Raw genomic sequence first — 18,795 nt, forward strand, 5'->3', positions numbered from 1 at the left:
GGGTTCGCAATAATTTACAATCGGGCTTTTTCTATTGTCCCCGCGCGTCTGCGGCAAGAATTGCTTCCAGCACATCCACAGCTTGAACTTCAAAGGGCATATTCCAGATGGGGCTATCCTCAGAACAGCTAGCTTCCGCCACCATCATCAATGGATCAATATCCTTACTGGTAATTCCAAGATCGTTGAGAGTAACGGGAAGACCGATTTTTTTGCAGAAACCAATCACCTGATCAATCTCTTCATATGGTGCTTTCTCCAGTACAAGCTGAATGATCGTAGCAAAAGCAACCTTTTCACCATGAAGAGTATTCCTGCATTCCTCATGCAGCGTCAATCCATTATGAATCGCATGCGCCGCAGCAAGTCCTCCACTTTCAAACCCAATGCCACTCAAGTAAATATTGGCTTCAATGATATGTTCCACCGCAGGAGAGGTGATGCCTTGCTTAACATCTTTTAATGCCGTTTCACCCTCTGCAAGAAGCGTATCCAGACAGGCACGAGCTAGTGAAAGGGCTGCAATTGTGCTAGTCCCACCTGCATGTGTAATAGCCCCAGATTCTCGACAAGCTCTTGCTTCGTAAAAAGTGGACAAAGCATCACCCATTCCAGCAACAAGCAATCTTGCAGGAGCTTTAGCAATGATATCGACGTCTACGATAACCAGATCGGGATTTCTTTTTAGTGGAAGATAACAGTCAAAGTCTCCCTCATCCGTATACAACACTGATAAAGCACTGCAAGGTGCATCCGTTGAAGCCACTGTGGGTACAATAACTACCGGGAGGTTACTCATGTGGCTTACTGCTTTTGCCGTATCTAAAGTTTTGCCACCACCAATCCCTATAATGACTTCCGCATCCTTCAAGCCAAGTGCTGCAACTATCTCATTAACCTGATTACGACTACACTCGCCCTTGAATTCACACATCACTAGCGGCATTTCGTTCATTTCAAAACTGTATGTGATCTCATTTTTGTACACAGAGAAAATATAAGGATCAATAATGGCATAAGCTCTTGTCGCTCCAAGCTGCAAACAATAATCTCCCAGCTTACGAATTTCACCATGTCCTTGTATATATTTAGTCGGTGAGCAGATGATCTGCGTCATGGTTCACTCCTCCTTTTATTTACATTCATATTAGAAGGATTAACCACATTCAGCTATTAAAAAGATCCCTTTAACCACCAGCTTAAATGAATCCACCATTCACACGGATCGTTTGCCCTGTAACCCACTGTGATTCTTTACTGGCTAAGAACAACACAATGCTTGAGATATCCTCAGGCTCGCCTAAACGTCCAAAGGAATTCATATTCCCCACGGTCGCAATCTCTTCCGCTGATTTCCCTACGGTAAATAACTCCGTATTCACAGGTCCAGGTGAAACAGCATTGATAGTGATTCCTTTTCGTCCAAATTCTTTGGCCAGCTGACGAGTGATTTGTTCCACTGCTCCCTTAGTTCCTGCATAGACGCTGTAGGTCGGGAACATTTGACCCGTAACGGAAGTAGAAAAATTGATAATCCGTCCGTTATCATTCATATATTTAGCTGCTTGCTGGCAAGCAAAAAAGGTGCCTTTTACATTTATCGCAAACTGCTTGTCGAAATCTTCTTCCGTCATATTTAGTATCGGCTTCGTAATCATAATCCCGGCGTTGTTGACGAGAATGTCGAGTTGTCCATAGGCTTCTAATGTGGTTTGGAATAATTGTTCAAGTTCTGCCACCTGGCTGATGTCTGCGCGAATAGCGACGGCCTCTCCACCCTTTTGTTTAATACCGGTTACGACTTCCTCGGCTTTGCCGGGGTTACTCGAATAGTTAACGACCACCTTCGCACCCTGTTGTGCCAAGTTCTCCGCAATCTCCCGGCCCATGCCTCTCGATGCACCTGTTACTAATGCTACTTTTCCAGCTAAATTCTGATTCATAATTACTCCTCCTATCACTTTGTCCTTCTTGTTGGTCTGATTATAAATCGATCAATTACAAATTACAAGTGACATTTTTTAATATTTGTCATTTGAATTTATTTTTGCACATATTTCACAACAGTTACTCGATTCAGCCTAATTACGGGATTTATACCGTTCATTTGCTGCAAGTCGCTCAATTCAGACTAATCTGCGGGATTTATACCGTTCATCTGCTGCTAGTCGCTCGATTCAGCCTAATCTACGGGATTTATACCGTTCATTTGCTGCAAGTCGCTCAATTCAGACTAATCTGCGGGATTTATACCGCTCATTTACTGCAAGTCGCTCGATTCAGACTAATCTACGGGATTTATACCGTTCATCTGCTGCTAGTCGCTCCACTCAGCCTGATCTACGGGATTTATACCGTTCATCTGCTAGCAAATCGCTTAATTAATCAAATCTACGGGATTTATACCTCTCATTCGCCGTTAGTCGCTCAATTCAATCAAATCCACGGGATTTATACCTCTTTAAGACACAAAAAAACCTCCTGAGTCTCAGAAGGTTTTAAGTAGATGTTACAAAGAAATCCCGGAAATAATCAAATCCCAAACGGAGGCGAAATCCTGATCAATCGTAGCCGACTGCCACTCTATAGCATGTGCTGGATGATGATACCGCGAAGTAGCATTAAAAATTGCTCTAGCCGTTACCACTGGTTCCACCACTCTATACTCTTTGGATTGTATGCCTTTTTCAATAATGCCTGCGATTTGCCCAATTAATTGATCTACGTGTAGGGTAATCATATCCACCGCTTCTAAAGTTACAGCTGCGTACATAGCAAACATTTCGGCATCATCCACAGCATAGGTGCGTTTACTACGAATCAGCGTATCCATCCATAATCGGAGCTGTTCTTTGGCATTCCCATCAAAATGCTCTGAAATATTCTTTAAAGGCTCTGAAATATTATACTGCAACCATCTTTCGGTTACGGCTTCTCGCAAAGCAGATTTACTGGAAAAATGTCTATACAACGTACCATGACTTACTTTAAGCACCTTCGCTACATCTACAACAGAAGTCTTGTCCGGGCCAAAACGCCGGAGCACTTGTTCAGCCGCGTCCAAAATGTTTTCTTTTGATAATGGAAGATCATTCGACATATGTATTCCCCTCGCTCTATCTCTGGTGGTAATTATCATAGCATATTATGTTCAAAAACGAACTGACAATATTACCACTTTGTCATTCGTTAAATCATTATCAGTATATACTCGCACCCAATTATTAAACTTAAGTCCCAGTTTAGTATCTTATTCTCTGTAGCCCCCGTACTACATGAATTCGGACTGAGGAGCCCTTATTTTCAGAAATCACCGTAATTCGCCATGCTATCGGACTCCAATGCAGCTATTCACCCAATTTCCCACCTTTTCGGCATTCTAATGTGCTAATAAGAGCTATGCAGTCCGAAAAGTTAGCCAAACACGCTAAATTGAGCAAATAGCTGCAATACGGTCCGTTACGATGAAGAAGCCTAGTATCTAGCAATCCACCTTCTGCCAACCTAACGATTTCACCAAAAAACCTCCTTGATCTCTCAAGAAGGCGAGGAATATCAGCTGCTTTTTTGCTCAATCCGATCTAACCTCGTCCTAACAAACTTACCGACATTCGCAATCGCTTGCTGCGCCTCTGGCAGCATATAAGCTAAAAAGTGAAAGACACTCCACATGTTCTCCCATATTTCCAGTTCTACATGAACATCCGCAGCTTGTGCTCGTTCAGCCAACCTCGTTGCATCACTTAACAATACCTCGTGGTCGCCTACTTGAACAAGTAAATCAGGTAATCCCTGCAAATCCAACCTTAAGGGAGATAATATAGGAGCTAGTTCTATCCGAGCACCTAGATAAACATCAATTATTCGTTTATTTCCGTCTAAGCTGCCTGTTGGATCAAACTCCGCTCGACTCAGATACGATTCACCATCCAAATGGATGAGATCTGTATGCGGCGAGATTAAAAAAGCACCCGCCGGCAATTCCCCACCCGCATCCCGTATAGTAATCAACGTCATCAGCGCAAGGCTGGCTCCAACAGAATCCCCTCCAAGCACGACATTCCCGGCAGAATATCCATTCGCGAGCAGCCACAGATAAGCGTCTATACAATCTTCATTAGCAGCCGGATAAGTAAACTCTGGTGCCAAGCGATATTCAATGATTAGGATCTTCGTGCCACTAGATTTTGCAATTCGTGTAACCAGATCCCGATAAAATTCACAAGTCCCCGAAATAAAACCCCCACCATGGAAATAAAGGATCACTTCATCAGCGAGTAGAGCAGAATTCATAGGAATAATCCACTCTCCGCTTAAGGGTCCAATCATGACCCGCTCGACGATAACATCCGTAGGACTGGGCATGTTCGCAGCCGTCGCATCCATCTCCTGCCGTATTTGCCCGATAGACTTGCTATCCCATCGGTTGCTTTGTCGCAAATAATCTTTGATCGCTGCAAGCTGCTCTGTACTTATCTTTTCCATCTCGTAAATCCCTCCTACAATTTTTTTCAACTCAGATTGTAAAGGCTGTAGGAGACTACAAGGTCAAGTTAAAAATCCATTTTTAGGATTTCGAGCGTGGACTGTACGCCTGGATGTTTATCTGTGGCTAACAAATTTTTCCTCAAATCTGCGAGGGCTGTTAGTTTTATTTCCTGTTTTGCAATTTCGCCACGAACTCGATCCATTTTCTTATCCACAACAGTTACAAAATCAGCTATACTAATGCCGCTGCTTTCAGATTTAGTGAGTGCCTTCTTGATTTCCTTTAAAGTGAAACCACACAGTTTAGCATTATGTATAAAAACAAGGCGGCTAAACACCTCATCCGAATAAAGACGATAACCAGCTTCCGAACGTAAGGGAGTGCTAATTAATCCGAGCTCTTCATAATATCTTAACGTCTCCATATTCACATTCGCCATTTTGGCAATTTGGCCTCGCAAGTACTCTGTCATAATCAGCGCCCCCTTAGAATCCCCTACATTATACCAAATCCAGAGACTGCAGAGGACATCAAAAGGACATCAAAGGGACATCAAAAGAACGTCAACAACTACCCAAACTCCTTTTTAAAAACTCCTTATTTACGCACAAAAAAAACGACATTTCTGCCGTTTTCTCATCAATCATTTCCCAATTCACTATACTTCACTTCGAACTGCATTTTTCTGTATAAGCGAAATCTGTCCGGCATGAATGCCTGTATGATACATAAGTCTGCCTATCGCTTCAAGCGGTGTAGATGTGCCAAAAGCCGACTCCACACTCACATGCCACGCTTCTTCCGGAAGCTCCTGCATCGCAGCAGTTAGATTCTCATTGGAAACAGTCAGCAGATCAACGAGTTCATTCAATGTAGAATATGCCGCCTTGTCGCCTTGAGGATTAGGTTTTCCAAAAAACCACTCTGCGAACATAAACTCAACTTCTGCATTATGCTGAATTAATCCCCCAATTGTAGAGTTCCCTAGCTTAAGGTTAAGATCTTCTTCCGGCAAAGCCTTCACGATTTTATGAAATCGCGTTTGCACCGCTTGCCAGATTGGCAACACTGAAGTGAAAGTCATAGATTATTTGCTCCCTTGTACAGTGGCTTCTTCGTCTTTTTTCTTGTCGATCACCACATGGTTGAACAGGTTCGCATCTACGTCGATGTCAAAGGCCAAGCCAAAACCAACAACATAACGCCCTTGGAGAGGGGTCAATTCAAACAATGAAAAATCCAATCCACGCAGCAAATTCACCATTGCCGCCCCATGATCAGCATTAAACAATTCAAAGATCTCCTCATGCCCGTCATTCCCGATATTGCTTGATGTGCAATTCCACCGCACACGTTCCGTTGCAAATTTATTATTCGTCGCAGACTCATCTGCAATTAGAAGCGCATCTACAAAATCGTTATTTTCCATATATCTGTAATGCTCGGCGATCTTACTAATGTAGATATACAGCTTGCCTTCATGCTTAATAAAAGGAGCATAGCTGATAAAAGGTTTTCCTTCGTCATCAATCAAGCTCAAAATCAGATTTTTACGATTCGCAATAAATTGCAAATAGTTTTCTTTATTTTTTTCAACATCTACAGGCTTCTTCATTATAAAATCCCTCCATTAATAGGTTATGTAATCTAGCCACGAATCTAGCGAACGGTACTTAGCAAATGAATACGAGGTTTCGTCTCTGTAGGAACATATTGAACTTCGGCATCCATTCGGTATATATCCCGGATCATATCGGTTGTCATAACTTCATTTGGTGTCCCATACATCGCTTTTTCACCCGCCTGCACCACAACAATACTATCACTATAGGTAGAGGCTTGATTGAGGTCATGCAACACCATCACGACGGTCATCCCCATGTCTTGATTTAGCTCACGTACTAACTCAAGAACTTCATGCTGATGCGAAATATCCAAGTAAGTGGTCGGTTCGTCAAGCAACATAACCAAAGGACGCTGCGCCAAGGCCATAGCAATCCAAGCACGCTGTGATTCACCACCGGATAACGAGGAAACGGCTCGATCCTTATAATCCTTTAAATGTGTCTTCTCCAGTGCCCAGTCGACAATGTCCATATCCTTATGATTTAATTTTTCGAACCATTTTTTATGTGGATACCTTCCATAGGAGACGAGATCGATCACAGTCATATCATTAGGTGCTTGGTTCTTCTGGCTCAGCATACACATTTTTCGAGCGACTTGTTTGGCAGTCATAGACTTTAGATCCGTACCCTCGAGTGTGACCGCACCCGTATGATATGGAATTAGCCGTGATACCGCCTTAAGCAATGTAGATTTACCTGAGCCGTTTGGTCCTATAATCGAGACGATTTCACCCTTTTTTACGGAAAAAGAGAAGTTGTTAATAATGTTTTTCTGCTCATACCGAATCGAAATAGAATCGACAGTAAACATGTTAGAACGCCTTCTTTCTCATCAGGTATAGAAAATAAGGTCCACCGATCACCGCCATAAGGATACCCGCAGGAATATCTAAAGGTGCAAATAGGGTACGTCCACCTGTATCTGCTATCAACAATACCAATGCACCAAGTCCCATACTCATCGGCAAAAGAAATTTATAGTCTGAACCCACCAACAATCGAGCCATATGTGGCACAACAAGCCCTACAAAGCCAATCATCCCAATAGCCGCTACAGAGATAGCCGCTAGAAATACTGCCAGCAAGGAAAGTAGAATACGAATTCGGTCCACATTTTCACCTAAATTCGAAGCTACCTGATCCCCTAAACGTATAATATTCGCCTTGCGGATCGCGAAAAAGGATAAGATCCAGCCTGCTATGGCATACGGGAAAACCATCATCAAGGCATTGTTCCCTTTAGCAGCCAGACTGCCGTTTAACCATTGGACCGCTGCCGGAAGTCTGTCGCTGTACATGATGGTCAGGAGTCCTATTAATCCCCCGCAAAGAGCATTCACAGCAACTCCTGATAAAATAATAGTGATGGGCGAAATACCGGTTCTTCTCCACGCTAATGCATATACAATCCCTGCAGCAATTAGTCCACCCACAAAAGCCGCAATTGGAATGAACTCCGTATATTGTGGGGCTGCAAGCATAATGACAAGCACACATGCAGCCGCTCCACTCGTTACACCGGTCAATCCTGGATCAGCAAGTGGGTTGCCCATCACGGCTTGCAGAAGAGCACCCGAAACCGCGATATTTGCCCCAATGATCATCGCCAGTAATACACGCGGCAAACGAATATCCCATATGATGGTCGCATTCACCGCTTTTGCCGCTGAACCAAAGATCGTGCTTAGGATGTCTGGTATAGGAATGTATACTGAGCCTAGTCCAATCGCAATTATAGCGGCAACGAGCGCAAGTGCTAACGTTACAATAACAATAATTCTGCTACGAGATGTATTTATCACTTGCTGTCTCCTTTAATTATTCATAGAAGTATTTTGCAATTTCGGTTAAGGCTGTCTCCGCGTTAATAATCGAAGTGACACCGAATACGCTGTAATCTAGAATGTTGATTTTGTTATTTGCATAAGCCGAAAGCTTTGTCCAAGTTTCATTTTTCTCTATTTCTTTTTTGAACTTATCCTCAGTCGCTCCGTGATCGCCTGAAGCGAGTACGAGAATGATGTCTGGATCAGCGGCTACAATGTTCTCCATATTGATAGGTGAGTAAGTGTCAGTAACTTGCAATACAGAAGTTGCGATGTTATCAGCACCAAGCTTTTTAACCAAGCTACCTAAATAAGATTTCTCACTCATAACCATAAAGGAATCTGCGGTTCCGATTACTAGCAGCACGCTTGGCAGTTCTTTGCCTTCGGCTAATTGACTCAGCTCATTTTCTTTGTTCAAAATCTTTGTTAAAGCAGCATTCATTTCATCTTTTTTATTAAAATAAGTGCCTAATACTTTGAGACTAAGCTTTAGATCCTCGAATGATTCTGTTCTCAAATATGCTTTTTGTAGGTCGATTCCTTCTAGCGATTTGTCCAACGTGCTGCGAAGAGATTCCGCTCCCAGCAGCAAGTCCGGTTCGAGTTTGGTTACTACCTCCAGATCCGGCGCCATAGGTGATCCAATACGATCAATTGTTTCGAAATCAGCAGGGATTGGATTCGTTGAAGTTGGTACACCTACCGGTGTTATGCCGAGCAAATAAAGCATTTCTGTTAACGGTACAGAAGTTGTTACAATACGCTCCGGTACTTTGGCTGGGAATTGGCTTAACGCTTCGTTGAACAACGCTTCATCCACACCATCATTCTCCAGACTGTACACCTTGCCGGCAGCTTCCGCTGTATTTGCTACTTCTGTTGTTTTTGCTGCATTTGCTTCTTTCGATTCATTAGCAGTTGTATTCGTTACCGCTTCATTTTTTGGATTGTCCGCTGTATTTGTAGACGAACATGCAGTCATTGCCGTAAGCGCTGCAATAACCAGTAGTACTAATATTTTTTTCAAAATCTATCCCTCCAAATATGTATATTTATACGTCCCATGTAGTGATAATGATTTTCATTTTCACTCATCGATTCCTATGATAATCGTTATCAATGAGAAGTGTCAAGAATTTTATTTTAATTTTAAATAAGAAGGAATTTCATTATTGTCCGTTGAAGCCAACTAGCATTTCTAATAAAAAAGCCACGCCCTATGGGCGTGACTTCAAATAGTGGTGCATGAAATCCAAGCGTTAGTTAGTAACTCCCGTATTTAATATCCCATAATGAATAAGGTCTACAAACTCATTCTCTTTATAAATATGCTGTAACAAAACGCCTTCTTTCAGCATGCCAGATTTTTGCATAACTCGTCCCGAACCAGGATTTGAAGCAAAGAATCTGGCGTACACTTTGTGATAATGTTTTTCTGTAAAAGCAAAATTAATGACCGCTTTTGTTGCTTCTGTAGCATATCCATTACCCCAGTGTTCCTCGCCTATCCAATATCCAAGCTCGCCATTTCTGTGTGTCCGGTTATTTCTCAAACCTATAGCACCATACAGTTCGTTTGTATTTTTATCAGTAATAGCGAATTCATATGAATTATCATTATTGAACTCAACTTCATGTGTTTCAATCCATGATAATGCACAATCAATAGGGTATGGATAAGGTAGAGTTAATGTACTTTTGTAAACATTATAATTATTGCAGAGCTCACTGACACGCTGTGCATCAGACAATGCAAAAGGTCTTAAAATCAATCTTTCCGTAGTAATTGTTCTCTTCTCTGAATTGTACAATGGTGTCCCCCCGTTAAACTAAATATTATAAAACAAATACAAGCCAGATAAACAGAAAACTTGGCCACCACTGCTTGCCCGCTTTCACAAACAGCCAGCCAAATACCAAAGAAAAAGCAGTAATATACAAGCCGCTTTGCAGACCATGCGTCAAATGACCTAATCCCCAAGTCAGCATTAAACCTATTCCCCCATAAGGAAGAGAAGGATTCTTAAACCATACTTCTCCTGCACGCTGCATTAGCGCAACCAATAGTACAACTAGTACAGCTTCCACAATGTAATATATGTTTTGAACCAAGGCAACCCATATGCCCATAAAACCATGTTCTAACTTGAAGTTTTCATATTCCCTATAAATCTGTGGAATGCTCTCCCCATTAATCCAAAATTCCAACACAGCGAACAAAAAGCTTGATATAAAAGCTACAATTAACAAAGGAATGACCTTAGAGCTCCAACACAAAGATATAACCGGTCCAATCAACTTCCTCTTCCTGAACCAAAGTAGAAACATCATAGCTCCTACTGCCCACAATAGGGTAACTATGCTCCAATGAACAACTAGTACGTACCAAGGGCTGACAAAAAAGTCGTCTATATTAAACAAATCCCCCCATAACCATTGATCTAATCCCATGATGAACATATCCATTCCTAACATTAAAAATATAAGCAGTCCTAATAAAAAATATTGAATACCTGATATATTCCCTTTTTCTTTCACAAAACCTCTCACCCGCCTTATATATTGTCCATTTTTGTACTATATTCCCAAAATTATGATGCTGAAAGTATGGCATCCCCCCATTCTGTTTGTCTGTAACAAATCACTCACTTGAATCAAAGTTAGAAAAATAAAAAAACAGCATGCATCGATATAAAATCGACGCATGCTGTTTACTTGACCTGGCTTGTCCAAACTAGAATCTAGCCACAAAAAATTCGCGGTCTGCGGGAACGTTAAAACTTCTTATAGTAGCTCCACTCTCATCTCTCAAAGTGAGAAGATAAGGTACCGATGTTAAGGTACTAATTGTTGGAAATCTAACTACACCAAATTCGTCAAAATCAGCAGTAACTGTTGTAGTTCCAGCTCTCAATGAAGCTGTCCACCCCGTAGTATCTTTAGGTGTACCCGTTGCATTTGTACCAATAGCAACAACAATAAATCTATCCAGAGTCTGTCTAATTCTACGTTTCTTTCTTGTAGGAGCTGCTTTCGCTTTTTTAGCCGCGAGAACTTTGCTAGCCATAACTGCTTTCTTGTTAACTGGTTTTTTAATCATTGCCATTTATTTCACCACTTTCTTTTTAGGATACGTTAGTAAATGCAAGAATCGTAAGGTTTGACCTCTCTTTCACCTACAAATCTGAAAATATGTTAAACCCTAGTTTCATAGTTTCGTGTCCACTAGCTCTGCAGTGCATATAATACCTTCAAGAGGTGATTCATTACTAATGAACGGTCAAAAATGGCTAGAGCAATATCATTCGAAAATGCACCATTCCTTGAGAAAAAGAGTTCAACGTTCCTATCTTCCAGGGCATAAAGCGAATACCATTCCAGTTATCATTAAATTCAAACAAAAAATAACTACAGCCCAGCTACAGTCTTTACAAAAGCATTTAAAATCCCACGACCTTCCGATCAGACATCATCTTCACCTGCTCAATTCGATATCATCCAAAGTTTCAAAGAACTGCCTGAACCGGATGTGCCGCTGGGATGGAATCGAAAAGATTTATTTGGATCAAGTCAAAAAAACATCCCTTAATATAGCGACACCATCCATTGGTTCTACAACCGCCCAAAAGAAAAAGGGGCTTACCGGAAAAGGCATCAACATTGCCATTCTTGATACAGGGGTGTATCGGCACCCTGACCTGTTTCGCCCTGTTAACCGTATAGTTGCTTTTAAAGATTTTATCAATCATAGAAAACAGCCCTATGACGATAACGGCCATGGAACTCATATCGCAGGGGATGCAGCAGGCAACGGATGGATGAGTAAAGGAAAATACAAAAGCCCTGCTCCAGAGGCAGGGATAGTAGGTGTCAAAGTACTAGATAAAAATGGCGATGGATATGACTCCACAATCATTAAAGGAATTGAATGGTGTATTGCGAATCGGAGAAGACTTAATCTTCGTATTCTTTCGATGTCATTCGGGGGTAAGGTGAATCTTCCTTGTTCAGATGATCCACTCTGCCAAGCTGTAGAAAAAGCAATTAAAGCCGGACTTAACGTTGTAATAGCTGCTGGAAACAGCGGCCCGGGACGCAGTACGATTGAATCTCCAGGGATTAGTCCTTCAGCAATTACTGTCGGTGCAGTGGATGACCGTCGCACGCTCACACAAGCGGACGACCGAATCACTTGGTTCTCCAGTCGCGGACCCGCACCGGGAGGAAGGAAGAAACCAGATCTCGTTGCTCCAGGCGAGACGATCATCTCCCTTCGTGCTCCACGATCCAAGCTGGATCGCGAGCTTCCTTATTTGCGGATAGCTAAAGATTACTTTGTGCTGTCCGGTACCAGTGTCTCAACACCTATCGTCTCGGGTGTGATCGCGCAATTACTCCAGAAGAACCCTTCTCTTACGCCTAAGCAAGTAAAATCCATACTAAAAAAGAACACGTATCGCCTTAAACTAAGTCCTAACACAGCAGGATGCGGTGAGATCAATGCGCGGTTTTTATCGTAAATCCGCTTCTTTTTTAAAGGCAGTAATGACGGAAACCGACAGGTCCTCTGTAAATACACCTGTAGGTTCTATTTCTAATAAAGCTGATTTCATATCATCTTCAAAACGTTCTAAGTTATCTCTAAATAATCGCTTAGAAGCATAAGACGTAGAATACAAATTTCCTAGTATCGAATCAACAGTCCAAGTGATGGAATAACTCGGTAATACCTGTCTTTTAACGTCTTTAAAACTGGATCGCTTTACAACATCCTCATGTCTTTCTTGGGGATGTTTATATGTACTTTTTCCGGCTATTCTTTCGTCACCCAACCAGCGTTTCACTACTTCCTCTACCTTTTGTTGCCATGGTAACGGTTCTTGTTGTTCATTAAAAGTATCAATTACAGCAATACCACCGTTATCATCTAAACTATGATAGAGAACTTCAAGTATGGATTCTCGGTCCATCCAGTGAAACGCCTTAGCCATCATGATGAGACGAAAGGAACCCCAGTCATTCGATAGTTCTTCCGCTCTCCCCTGTTGCCAGCTAACATTCTCAACCCTGTTGTACTGTGATAACAGCTTTGCTTCATCTAGCATCTCTAGTTCAGTATCTACGCCAATGATTTCTTCGAACCAATCCGTGAACCTTAGCGCTAACTGCCCAGTACCACAGCCTAAGTCCAGCAACCGGCCTTCTCCATGAAGTGAGAATTTATCCACTAGATATCGAATCAGTGAGGACGGATATAGCGGGCGATATCTGGTGTAATAGCTTGCAGTATCTTTGAACAGATCCGGACCATAATCATTCATAGCTGAACTCCCCCTTCTTTTTTACCAAGGACAAAATCATAGCAGATATGTTGTGCAAATAAAAGGCTATCCAGAGCATTCTGGGCAGCCTTTATTTATGTGGATACAGCCCAAAATAATTAAAAATATTGACAATTAACTTCTTTGCATATATGGTTAATTACATAACTAACTAACCAATGAAGTTGGCGGTGAATACATGGGAAACTTAATGGATGATACACGACCGATATTTATGCAGATCGCCGAACGAATAGAAAATGACATCATCGAAGAAACACTGCTGGAGGAATCACAAGTTCCTTCGACAAATCAGTTTGCTGTTTTCTACCAGATCAATCCGGCTACAGCTGCGAAAGGTGTGAATTTGCTTGTGGATCAAGGGATATTGTACAAAAAACGAGGAATCGGTATGTTTGTAGCTTCTGGAGCGCGTGCAGTATTGATGGAGAAGAGAAAAGAACAATTTTATGAACAGTATGTAGTAACCATGATCCGTGAAGCTGAAAAATTAGGAATTACGTTGGATCAATTAACAATTATGATTCAGAGGGGAGACAACAAGTCATGAATGAAGTTGTTGAAATCAAAGGATTGACTAAGTCATACGGAAATGTCACTGCCATCCATGAACTCAGTTTTTCTTTGGAGAAAAACAAGATATACGGGCTTCTCGGCAGAAACGGTGCAGGAAAAACCACAATAATGCATATGATCACAGCTCAGCTTTTCCCCACAAGTGGTGTCCTGAACGTATTTGGTGAACATCCGTACGAGAATAACCGGGTTCTCAGGCAGATTTGCTTCATTAAGGAAAGCCAAAGGTATCCGGACACGTACCGAATCATCGATGTACTGGAGGTATCCGAATTATTTTTTCCAAACTTTGATCGGGAATATGCTCACTCTTTAATCAAGGATTTCAATCTGCCATTAAAAAGAAGAATAAAAAAGCTATCCCGAGGTATGCTCTCGGCTGTAGGAATTGTAGTAGGTCTAGCCAGCCGTGCTCCGCTTACCATTTTTGACGAACCCTATTTAGGACTTGATGCTGTAGCTAGAAGCCTGTTTTACGATCGCCTAATTGAAGATTATGCTGAAAATCCACGCACAGTTGTTTTGTCCACCCATTTGATCGATGAGGTAAGTCAGCTTTTAGAGCATGTTATCGTCATCGACAACGGCAAGCTAATTATTAACGAAGATGCTGAAGCCCTTCGCGGGCAAGCTGTTACGGTAATCGGCGCGACAGCGAAGATCGAAGATTTTATCGCCGGCAAACAAGTCATTTCCCGCGAGTCTTTTGGCGGATTGCTTACGGCCACCATTATCGGTTTCAACGCGAAAGATCACGCACATGCTGATAAGTTAGGCTTAGAAATCTCACCTATATCTTTACAGCAATTAATCGTTCATCTCACAAATAAAAAATCTCTAGGAAAGGAAGTGACCGTGTAATGAATCCTACGGCAGGCATGATAAAAATGCATTTCAGAGATAAGTGGTTATGGTTGTATATGCCTTGGGTAATCTTGTTATCCAGCTTCTTGGTAAATGTCATCGTCGCTTCTTTCATCCAAGAACCAATCTATACCGGCGGTCTCGTCTCTATCTTCATTTATATGTTAATCACCGGTATACTCATTTTGGTGCAGACCTTCCCTTTTGCTCTGGGCTTAAGCCAACGAAGAACGGATTATTTCATAGGCACTTCCTTAATGGCTATTATAACTAGCGCCACCTACTCAATTCTCCTCTACCTGCTCGCAATCATTGAAAGCAGGCTCACGGGTGGCTGGGGTTTGGAACTACATTATTTTCATTTGCCCTTTTTAAATGATGGTAATGCCATGGAACAGCTGTGGATGTATTTTGTGCTCTTTCTTAATATGTTTTTTCTGGGGCTAATGATATCCAGCATCTTCCGGAGATTTGGCCGAAGCGGTTTGTTCATTTTCTCAGGGGCTATGTTTATCCTGTGCAGTCTCGGTGTATTATTAATGACCTATAATCAGTGGTGGGTAGACCTCTTCAACTGGTTTGCTGGATATACCGCATTTGAACTTGCTTTGTGGTCCATGCCTTTGACAGTTGTGTACGCTCTTTTATCGTTTTTGATGCTGCGTAGAGCAACAGTGTAATTCATTATCCTGTAAAAAAACAGGTGTGTCCCAAAAGCCATGCCGGGTGCACCTGTTTTCTTTCGTGTCTTAGACTTTGATCTAGACAACAAACTTTATTGGATTCGAGCATAGTTGCGCGTGCGATGGTGCTATCGGACCCAGCTGATCTTATTTGTGGCTTTAGAGCACATTTGGATTCCTATCGGACCCTACAGTCGCTATTGGCATAAAAAACGCCAATTGTGATCCTTTTTCCATGCAATAGCTGCGCTGGGGTCCGATACTACGCTCAAAAGGCGATAAATGAGCAAATAGCTTCATCTGGGTCCTTTAGCCTCAGGTGATGATGACTACACAGGGCGAGTAACGTAGAGGTAAAACACTAATTAGTATTTCCCCAATCTGCGCGTGGAAAGACACTATCGGACTCCGCTGACCTTATTCGTAACTTAGAGCACATGTGGTTTTCTATCGGACCCAGCTGATCTTATTCGTGTTTTTAGAACACATTTGGATTCAATCGGACCCAGCTGACCTTATTTGCAGCTTTAGAGCACATTTAGATTCCTTTCGGACCCCACAGTCGCTATTGGCATAAAAAACGCCAATTGTGATCCTTTTTCCATGCTATAGCTGCACTGGGGTCCGATGCTACGCTCAAAAGGTGATAAATGCGCAAATAGCTTCATCTGAGTCCTTTAGCATCAGGTGATGATGATGACTCCGCGGGGCGAGTAACGTAGAAGCAAAACACTAATTAGTCTTTCCCCAATCTGCGCGTGGAAAGACGCTAGCTGACCTTATTTCTAGCATTCGAGCATATTGGATTCTATCGGACCCAGCTAATCTTATTCGTGGCTTTAGAGCAAACTTGGATTTCTATCGGACCCAGCTGATCTTATTTGTGGCTTTAGAGCACATTTGGATTCCTATCGGACCCTACAGTCGCTATTGGCATAAAAAACGCCAATTGTGATCCTTTTTCCATGCAATAGCTGCACTGGGGTCCGATACTACGCTCAAAAGGCGATAAATGAGCAAATAGCTTCATCTGGGTCCGTTAGCCTCAGGTGATGGTTCTTAAGGATACCTTCCTCTTTCGCACTACCGTCTGCTGAAAAACATAAAAAAAGGATTATAAACCTGCTACTAGAGCAGTTCTATAATCCTTTTAGCTATGCGGTCAAGAGGACTCGAACCTCCACGATATTGCTACCACTGGCACCTGAAGCCAGCGCGTCTGCCAATTCCGCCATGACCGCGTATTATAATGACTCGCTTATTGCGGTCACAAGATAGATCATACCACGCTGAGAATCCAACGTCAATATATTTTCGCCGTTTTCTTATCATTCATTAATTTATGGATAATTATTGCTTTTGTTGCCGAATATAAGGTATAATGAGAACAAAAGTTCGCATAATATAAATGAGGTGATTTATAATGGCGACTACAAAGCTAAACACATCCATTATTGATGAAGAAGTAACTAAAGAAGAACTGTCCCTGGTCAGAAGCTATTTGCTGCTAACGTTTATTCATAAAGTGTTCGAACGTGACTGCCGTGTAATCAGTAGAAGCGGCCTGTTTAAGACCCCTCAGCTATATATGGAGCTCGTATCTGGTGCCACAAAGAAGACGTCACTAATGCTTCAAGAGGTTACGCGCGAGCTGAGCTCCCATGATTTGAAGATTACTACCGTTCGCCAAGATCAGCGAGGAGTCGAAGCCTTATATTCCTGCAGAGGATTTCAAGGAGAGATGAATATATTATGGCCAGGCTTCCGTAGAGAAATGATGCTGCGCATGCGCGCGTATCTTGGACTGTCCACAGAACTCTCCATACTCTCCAGAGAAGAGAATGCGTCTGAACTAGCTCTAACTATATAATCCCAAATGATATTACAGAAACAGCTCCCGCCCAGTAGGGCGAGGAGCTGTTTTGTATTATGAAGATGATTACTGCGAAAATTATTACTGTGAAGATTATATATTATCCGGATCTTGTCTTGGTTCACTAAATGGCTGGAATAAATAATTGCGATCCAGCTTCACTACTCGTCTATTCTGACGACGTATCATCACCTGAGAATCATCCCAAGCAAGAACTATCCCTTTTACATCGTTACTTTCCAAGCCATCACGCACTACACGAATTTTCTCACCGGAAATCCGATAGGCATCCAATTGCTCATCGCTAATCATCATTAATCCCTCCTGTCATAGCTTGTCCTATTTAGTCTCAGAAAAAAGACCCAAATGATAAATCATCTGGGTCTCATGTAGGCAATTAACGACTTGCATGTCTACTAAAGCATTCTTATATCAGCGCTTCATTCTTCTCAAACCAGAAGTCAAGAACTTTAGCGGACATCACACGTTGCTCCAGATACTCCACTTGGTTAGTTGTGAATTTCTCTCTCCACGGGAAGGATAACTCTTCGCACAAACCTTTGATTGTCAGAAGCTCTGACCAGGCTACATAGCGTTTGTACCAAAAAAACTGAGGATGTTCAATCATATAGGGATACAGATCGTCGAATTCCGTGTGTTTGCAATCCAGCGCACGCTCGAAATGATCCTTGGCCTCGGTTAATTTATCAATAAAAAATTGTTCAGTCACCGGTTCTTTCCCCATTGTGACGCCTCCTCCCTATGTCTAATTTTTATTATAAAGGAAAATCCATAGGGTGAAAAGCAGTTGTTTAAAAAATAGGCCTGTTCTTATTGCCAATTAGGTTATTCCCCAAATTCGATGGTGCCTCCATTTAGAGAGGTAATTCTTACGAGTGACTCCAGACGAATGCCTTGCTCTCTGATCGTCCGAGCCCCTGCCTGAAAGCTTTTTTCTACTACAACACCAAGACCAACTAGCTCAGCGCCAGAACGTTGAATGATCTTAATCAATCCACGCGCTGCATCACCATTGGCAATAATATCATCAATAAAGAGGATTTTATCCTCTGGAGAGATGAACTGGCGAGACAGCATAATATCTGTAACAATACCTTTTGTAAAAGACGGAACTCTTTCGCAAAGCGCATCCGGATCAGCTAACAGTGTTTTTTTGCGGCGTGCAAAAACTAGCGGCACCTTTAATTCATACGCGGTGGCAAATGCCACGGCAATGCCCGAGGATTCTACGGTCACAATACGTGTAATTCCTGAGTCCGCAAACCTCCCGGCAAACTCCCGTCCCATTTCCATCGTAAGCCGTGGATCAACCTGATGATTTAGCAGTGCATCCAGCTTCAGCACCTCATCCGAAACGACGACACCTTCTTCCAAAATCCGCTGTTTCAACACTTCCATGACTTTGAACCTCCAATACCCTTTATAATCGCAGACATTCCGTACAAATTAATCACTGATCATAAAGCAATTACGACGGAAGTCATGTCCTA

23 protein-coding genes and 1 tRNA gene are annotated in these 18,795 nt (G+C 42.2%); 6 read left to right on the top strand and 18 right to left on the bottom strand.

Annotated features, from left to right (window positions below; translation table 11 throughout):
• Positions 1-31: 31 nt before the first annotated feature.
• Positions 32-1,117, bottom strand: coding sequence for a glycerol dehydrogenase (locus tag MHI15_RS26275; RefSeq protein WP_076309882.1), 1,086 nt, complete (start codon positions 1,115-1,117; stop codon positions 32-34).
• An 82-nt stretch (positions 1,118-1,199) separates the two neighbouring features.
• Complete coding sequence (locus tag MHI15_RS26280; protein ID WP_076301191.1) at positions 1,200-1,943, bottom strand: SDR family oxidoreductase; 744 nt, start codon at positions 1,941-1,943, stop codon at positions 1,200-1,202.
• A 104-nt stretch (positions 1,944-2,047) separates the two neighbouring features.
• Between MHI15_RS26280 and MHI15_RS26285 the strand changes: the two genes are divergently transcribed.
• Positions 2,048-2,485 (top strand): hypothetical protein, encoded by a 438-nt coding sequence (locus MHI15_RS26285; RefSeq protein WP_341165081.1) that lies wholly within the window; start codon positions 2,048-2,050, stop codon positions 2,483-2,485.
• A gap of 24 nt (positions 2,486-2,509) precedes the next feature.
• Here MHI15_RS26285 and MHI15_RS26290 read toward each other — a convergent pair whose 3' ends face one another.
• The 11 genes from MHI15_RS26290 to MHI15_RS26340 all read right to left on the bottom strand — a co-directional run bounded on the left by MHI15_RS26290 (position 2,510) and on the right by MHI15_RS26340 (position 11,052).
• On the bottom strand, positions 2,510-3,100 hold the full coding sequence (locus MHI15_RS26290) for a TetR family transcriptional regulator (protein WP_076186459.1): 591 nt from the start codon (positions 3,098-3,100) through the stop codon (positions 2,510-2,512).
• Between the two features lie 455 nt (positions 3,101-3,555).
• On the bottom strand, positions 3,556-4,485 hold the full coding sequence (locus MHI15_RS26295) for an alpha/beta hydrolase (protein WP_341165082.1): 930 nt from the start codon (positions 4,483-4,485) through the stop codon (positions 3,556-3,558).
• A gap of 68 nt (positions 4,486-4,553) precedes the next feature.
• A complete protein-coding gene (locus MHI15_RS26300; RefSeq protein WP_076280932.1) occupies positions 4,554-4,961 on the bottom strand; it encodes a MerR family DNA-binding transcriptional regulator in 408 nt (135 codons plus the stop codon).
• A gap of 186 nt (positions 4,962-5,147) precedes the next feature.
• Positions 5,148-5,573, bottom strand: a complete 426-nt coding sequence (locus MHI15_RS26305; protein ID WP_076280933.1) for a DinB family protein — start codon at positions 5,571-5,573, stop codon at positions 5,148-5,150.
• Between the two features lie 3 nt (positions 5,574-5,576).
• Positions 5,577-6,104 carry a HugZ family pyridoxamine 5'-phosphate oxidase gene (locus tag MHI15_RS26310; protein ID WP_076219470.1) on the bottom strand — a complete coding sequence of 176 codons (528 nt, stop codon included), beginning with the start codon at positions 6,102-6,104 and terminating at the stop codon, positions 5,577-5,579.
• A 44-nt stretch (positions 6,105-6,148) separates the two neighbouring features.
• A complete protein-coding gene (locus tag MHI15_RS26315; RefSeq protein ID WP_076186450.1) occupies positions 6,149-6,928 on the bottom strand; it encodes an ABC transporter ATP-binding protein in 780 nt (259 codons plus the stop codon).
• Position 6,929: 1 nt separating this feature from the next.
• Positions 6,930-7,919, bottom strand: a complete 990-nt coding sequence (locus MHI15_RS26320) for a FecCD family ABC transporter permease (RefSeq protein WP_051491618.1) — start codon at positions 7,917-7,919, stop codon at positions 6,930-6,932.
• A gap of 16 nt (positions 7,920-7,935) precedes the next feature.
• Complete coding sequence (locus MHI15_RS26325) at positions 7,936-8,973, bottom strand: ABC transporter substrate-binding protein (RefSeq protein ID WP_081386282.1); 1,038 nt, start codon at positions 8,971-8,973, stop codon at positions 7,936-7,938.
• Positions 8,974-9,205: 232 nt separating this feature from the next.
• On the bottom strand, positions 9,206-9,757 hold the full coding sequence (locus tag MHI15_RS26330; protein WP_076280935.1) for a GNAT family N-acetyltransferase: 552 nt from the start codon (positions 9,755-9,757) through the stop codon (positions 9,206-9,208).
• Between the two features lie 25 nt (positions 9,758-9,782).
• Positions 9,783-10,484, bottom strand: coding sequence for a hypothetical protein (locus tag MHI15_RS26335; protein ID WP_076129972.1), 702 nt, complete (start codon positions 10,482-10,484; stop codon positions 9,783-9,785).
• A gap of 196 nt (positions 10,485-10,680) precedes the next feature.
• Complete coding sequence (locus tag MHI15_RS26340; protein ID WP_076133586.1) at positions 10,681-11,052, bottom strand: hypothetical protein; 372 nt, start codon at positions 11,050-11,052, stop codon at positions 10,681-10,683.
• 166 nt (positions 11,053-11,218) lie between these two features.
• Here MHI15_RS26340 and MHI15_RS26345 point away from each other — a divergent pair, with 166 nt between their 5' ends.
• Positions 11,219-12,466, top strand: a complete 1,248-nt coding sequence (locus MHI15_RS26345; RefSeq protein ID WP_076129970.1) for a S8 family peptidase — start codon at positions 11,219-11,221, stop codon at positions 12,464-12,466.
• Here MHI15_RS26345 and MHI15_RS26350 read toward each other — a convergent pair.
• Positions 12,458-13,267, bottom strand: coding sequence for a class I SAM-dependent methyltransferase (locus tag MHI15_RS26350; protein ID WP_076277471.1), 810 nt, complete (start codon positions 13,265-13,267; stop codon positions 12,458-12,460). The genes MHI15_RS26345 and MHI15_RS26350 overlap by 9 nt on opposite strands.
• Positions 13,268-13,466: 199 nt before the next feature.
• Between MHI15_RS26350 and MHI15_RS26355 the strand changes: the two genes are divergently transcribed.
• The 3 genes from MHI15_RS26355 to MHI15_RS26365 are packed head-to-tail and all read left to right on the top strand — an operon-like array spanning position 13,467 to position 15,408.
• A complete protein-coding gene (locus MHI15_RS26355; protein WP_036689422.1) occupies positions 13,467-13,838 on the top strand; it encodes a GntR family transcriptional regulator in 372 nt (123 codons plus the stop codon).
• On the top strand, positions 13,835-14,725 hold the full coding sequence (locus MHI15_RS26360) for an ABC transporter ATP-binding protein (RefSeq protein ID WP_341165083.1): 891 nt from the start codon (positions 13,835-13,837) through the stop codon (positions 14,723-14,725). The genes MHI15_RS26355 and MHI15_RS26360 overlap by 4 nt, the downstream gene beginning before the upstream one ends.
• Entirely contained in the window at positions 14,725-15,408 is a 684-nt protein-coding gene (locus tag MHI15_RS26365; RefSeq protein ID WP_341165084.1) for a hypothetical protein, read from the top strand. The genes MHI15_RS26360 and MHI15_RS26365 overlap by 1 nt, the downstream gene beginning before the upstream one ends.
• 1,160 nt (positions 15,409-16,568) lie before the next feature.
• Here MHI15_RS26365 and MHI15_RS26370 read toward each other — a convergent pair.
• Positions 16,569-16,652: transfer RNA gene (locus MHI15_RS26370), tRNA-Leu, on the bottom strand.
• A 182-nt stretch (positions 16,653-16,834) separates the two neighbouring features.
• Here MHI15_RS26370 and MHI15_RS26375 point away from each other — a divergent pair.
• Positions 16,835-17,281 carry a hypothetical protein gene (locus MHI15_RS26375; RefSeq protein ID WP_051491615.1) on the top strand — a complete coding sequence of 149 codons (447 nt, stop codon included), beginning with the start codon at positions 16,835-16,837 and terminating at the stop codon, positions 17,279-17,281.
• 96 nt (positions 17,282-17,377) lie between these two features.
• Here MHI15_RS26375 and MHI15_RS26380 read toward each other — a convergent pair whose 3' ends face one another.
• From MHI15_RS26380 to MHI15_RS26390, 3 genes are all read right to left on the bottom strand, one after another.
• Complete coding sequence (locus MHI15_RS26380) at positions 17,378-17,596, bottom strand: hypothetical protein (RefSeq protein ID WP_036689413.1); 219 nt, start codon at positions 17,594-17,596, stop codon at positions 17,378-17,380.
• Positions 17,597-17,711: 115 nt separating this feature from the next.
• Entirely contained in the window at positions 17,712-18,029 is a 318-nt protein-coding gene (locus MHI15_RS26385) for a hypothetical protein (RefSeq protein WP_036689410.1), read from the bottom strand.
• Positions 18,030-18,130: 101 nt separating this feature from the next.
• Positions 18,131-18,703, bottom strand: coding sequence for a xanthine phosphoribosyltransferase (locus tag MHI15_RS26390; RefSeq protein WP_340034292.1), 573 nt, complete (start codon positions 18,701-18,703; stop codon positions 18,131-18,133).
• Positions 18,704-18,795 lie beyond the last annotated feature (92 nt).

The organism is Paenibacillus sp. FSL H7-0918 (assembly GCF_038007025.1).
Taxonomy (GTDB): Bacteria; Bacillota; Bacilli; order Paenibacillales; family Paenibacillaceae; genus Paenibacillus_AQ; species Paenibacillus_AQ odorifer.

Excerpts from the sequence above, each read along its gene's own strand:
- MHI15_RS26310 (WP_076219470.1), bottom strand. The coding sequence starts at position 6,104 with ATGAAGAAGCCTGTAGATGTTGAAAAAAATAAAGAAAACTATTTGCAA.
- MHI15_RS26390 (WP_340034292.1), bottom strand. The coding sequence starts at position 18,703 with ATGGAAGTGTTGAAACAGCGGATTTTGGAAGAAGGTGTCGTCGTTTCG.
- MHI15_RS26360 (WP_341165083.1), top strand. The coding sequence starts at position 13,835 with ATGAATGAAGTTGTTGAAATCAAAGGATTGACTAAGTCATACGGAAAT.
- MHI15_RS26315 (WP_076186450.1), bottom strand. The coding sequence starts at position 6,928 with ATGTTTACTGTCGATTCTATTTCGATTCGGTATGAGCAGAAAAACATT.
- MHI15_RS26275 (WP_076309882.1), bottom strand. The coding sequence starts at position 1,117 with ATGACGCAGATCATCTGCTCACCGACTAAATATATACAAGGACATGGT.
- MHI15_RS26295 (WP_341165082.1), bottom strand. The coding sequence starts at position 4,485 with ATGGAAAAGATAAGTACAGAGCAGCTTGCAGCGATCAAAGATTATTTG.
- MHI15_RS26340 (WP_076133586.1), bottom strand. The coding sequence starts at position 11,052 with ATGGCAATGATTAAAAAACCAGTTAACAAGAAAGCAGTTATGGCTAGC.
- MHI15_RS26280 (WP_076301191.1), bottom strand. The coding sequence starts at position 1,943 with ATGAATCAGAATTTAGCTGGAAAAGTAGCATTAGTAACAGGTGCATCG.
- MHI15_RS26300 (WP_076280932.1), bottom strand. The coding sequence starts at position 4,961 with ATGACAGAGTACTTGCGAGGCCAAATTGCCAAAATGGCGAATGTGAAT.
- MHI15_RS26345 (WP_076129970.1), top strand. The coding sequence starts at position 11,219 with ATGAACGGTCAAAAATGGCTAGAGCAATATCATTCGAAAATGCACCAT.
- MHI15_RS26305 (WP_076280933.1), bottom strand. The coding sequence starts at position 5,573 with ATGACTTTCACTTCAGTGTTGCCAATCTGGCAAGCGGTGCAAACGCGA.
- MHI15_RS26350 (WP_076277471.1), bottom strand. The coding sequence starts at position 13,267 with ATGAATGATTATGGTCCGGATCTGTTCAAAGATACTGCAAGCTATTAC.
- MHI15_RS26355 (WP_036689422.1), top strand. The coding sequence starts at position 13,467 with ATGGGAAACTTAATGGATGATACACGACCGATATTTATGCAGATCGCC.
- MHI15_RS26290 (WP_076186459.1), bottom strand. The coding sequence starts at position 3,100 with ATGTCGAATGATCTTCCATTATCAAAAGAAAACATTTTGGACGCGGCT.
- MHI15_RS26365 (WP_341165084.1), top strand. The coding sequence starts at position 14,725 with ATGAATCCTACGGCAGGCATGATAAAAATGCATTTCAGAGATAAGTGG.
- MHI15_RS26375 (WP_051491615.1), top strand. The coding sequence starts at position 16,835 with ATGGCGACTACAAAGCTAAACACATCCATTATTGATGAAGAAGTAACT.
- MHI15_RS26380 (WP_036689413.1), bottom strand. The coding sequence starts at position 17,596 with ATGATTAGCGATGAGCAATTGGATGCCTATCGGATTTCCGGTGAGAAA.
- MHI15_RS26385 (WP_036689410.1), bottom strand. The coding sequence starts at position 18,029 with ATGGGGAAAGAACCGGTGACTGAACAATTTTTTATTGATAAATTAACC.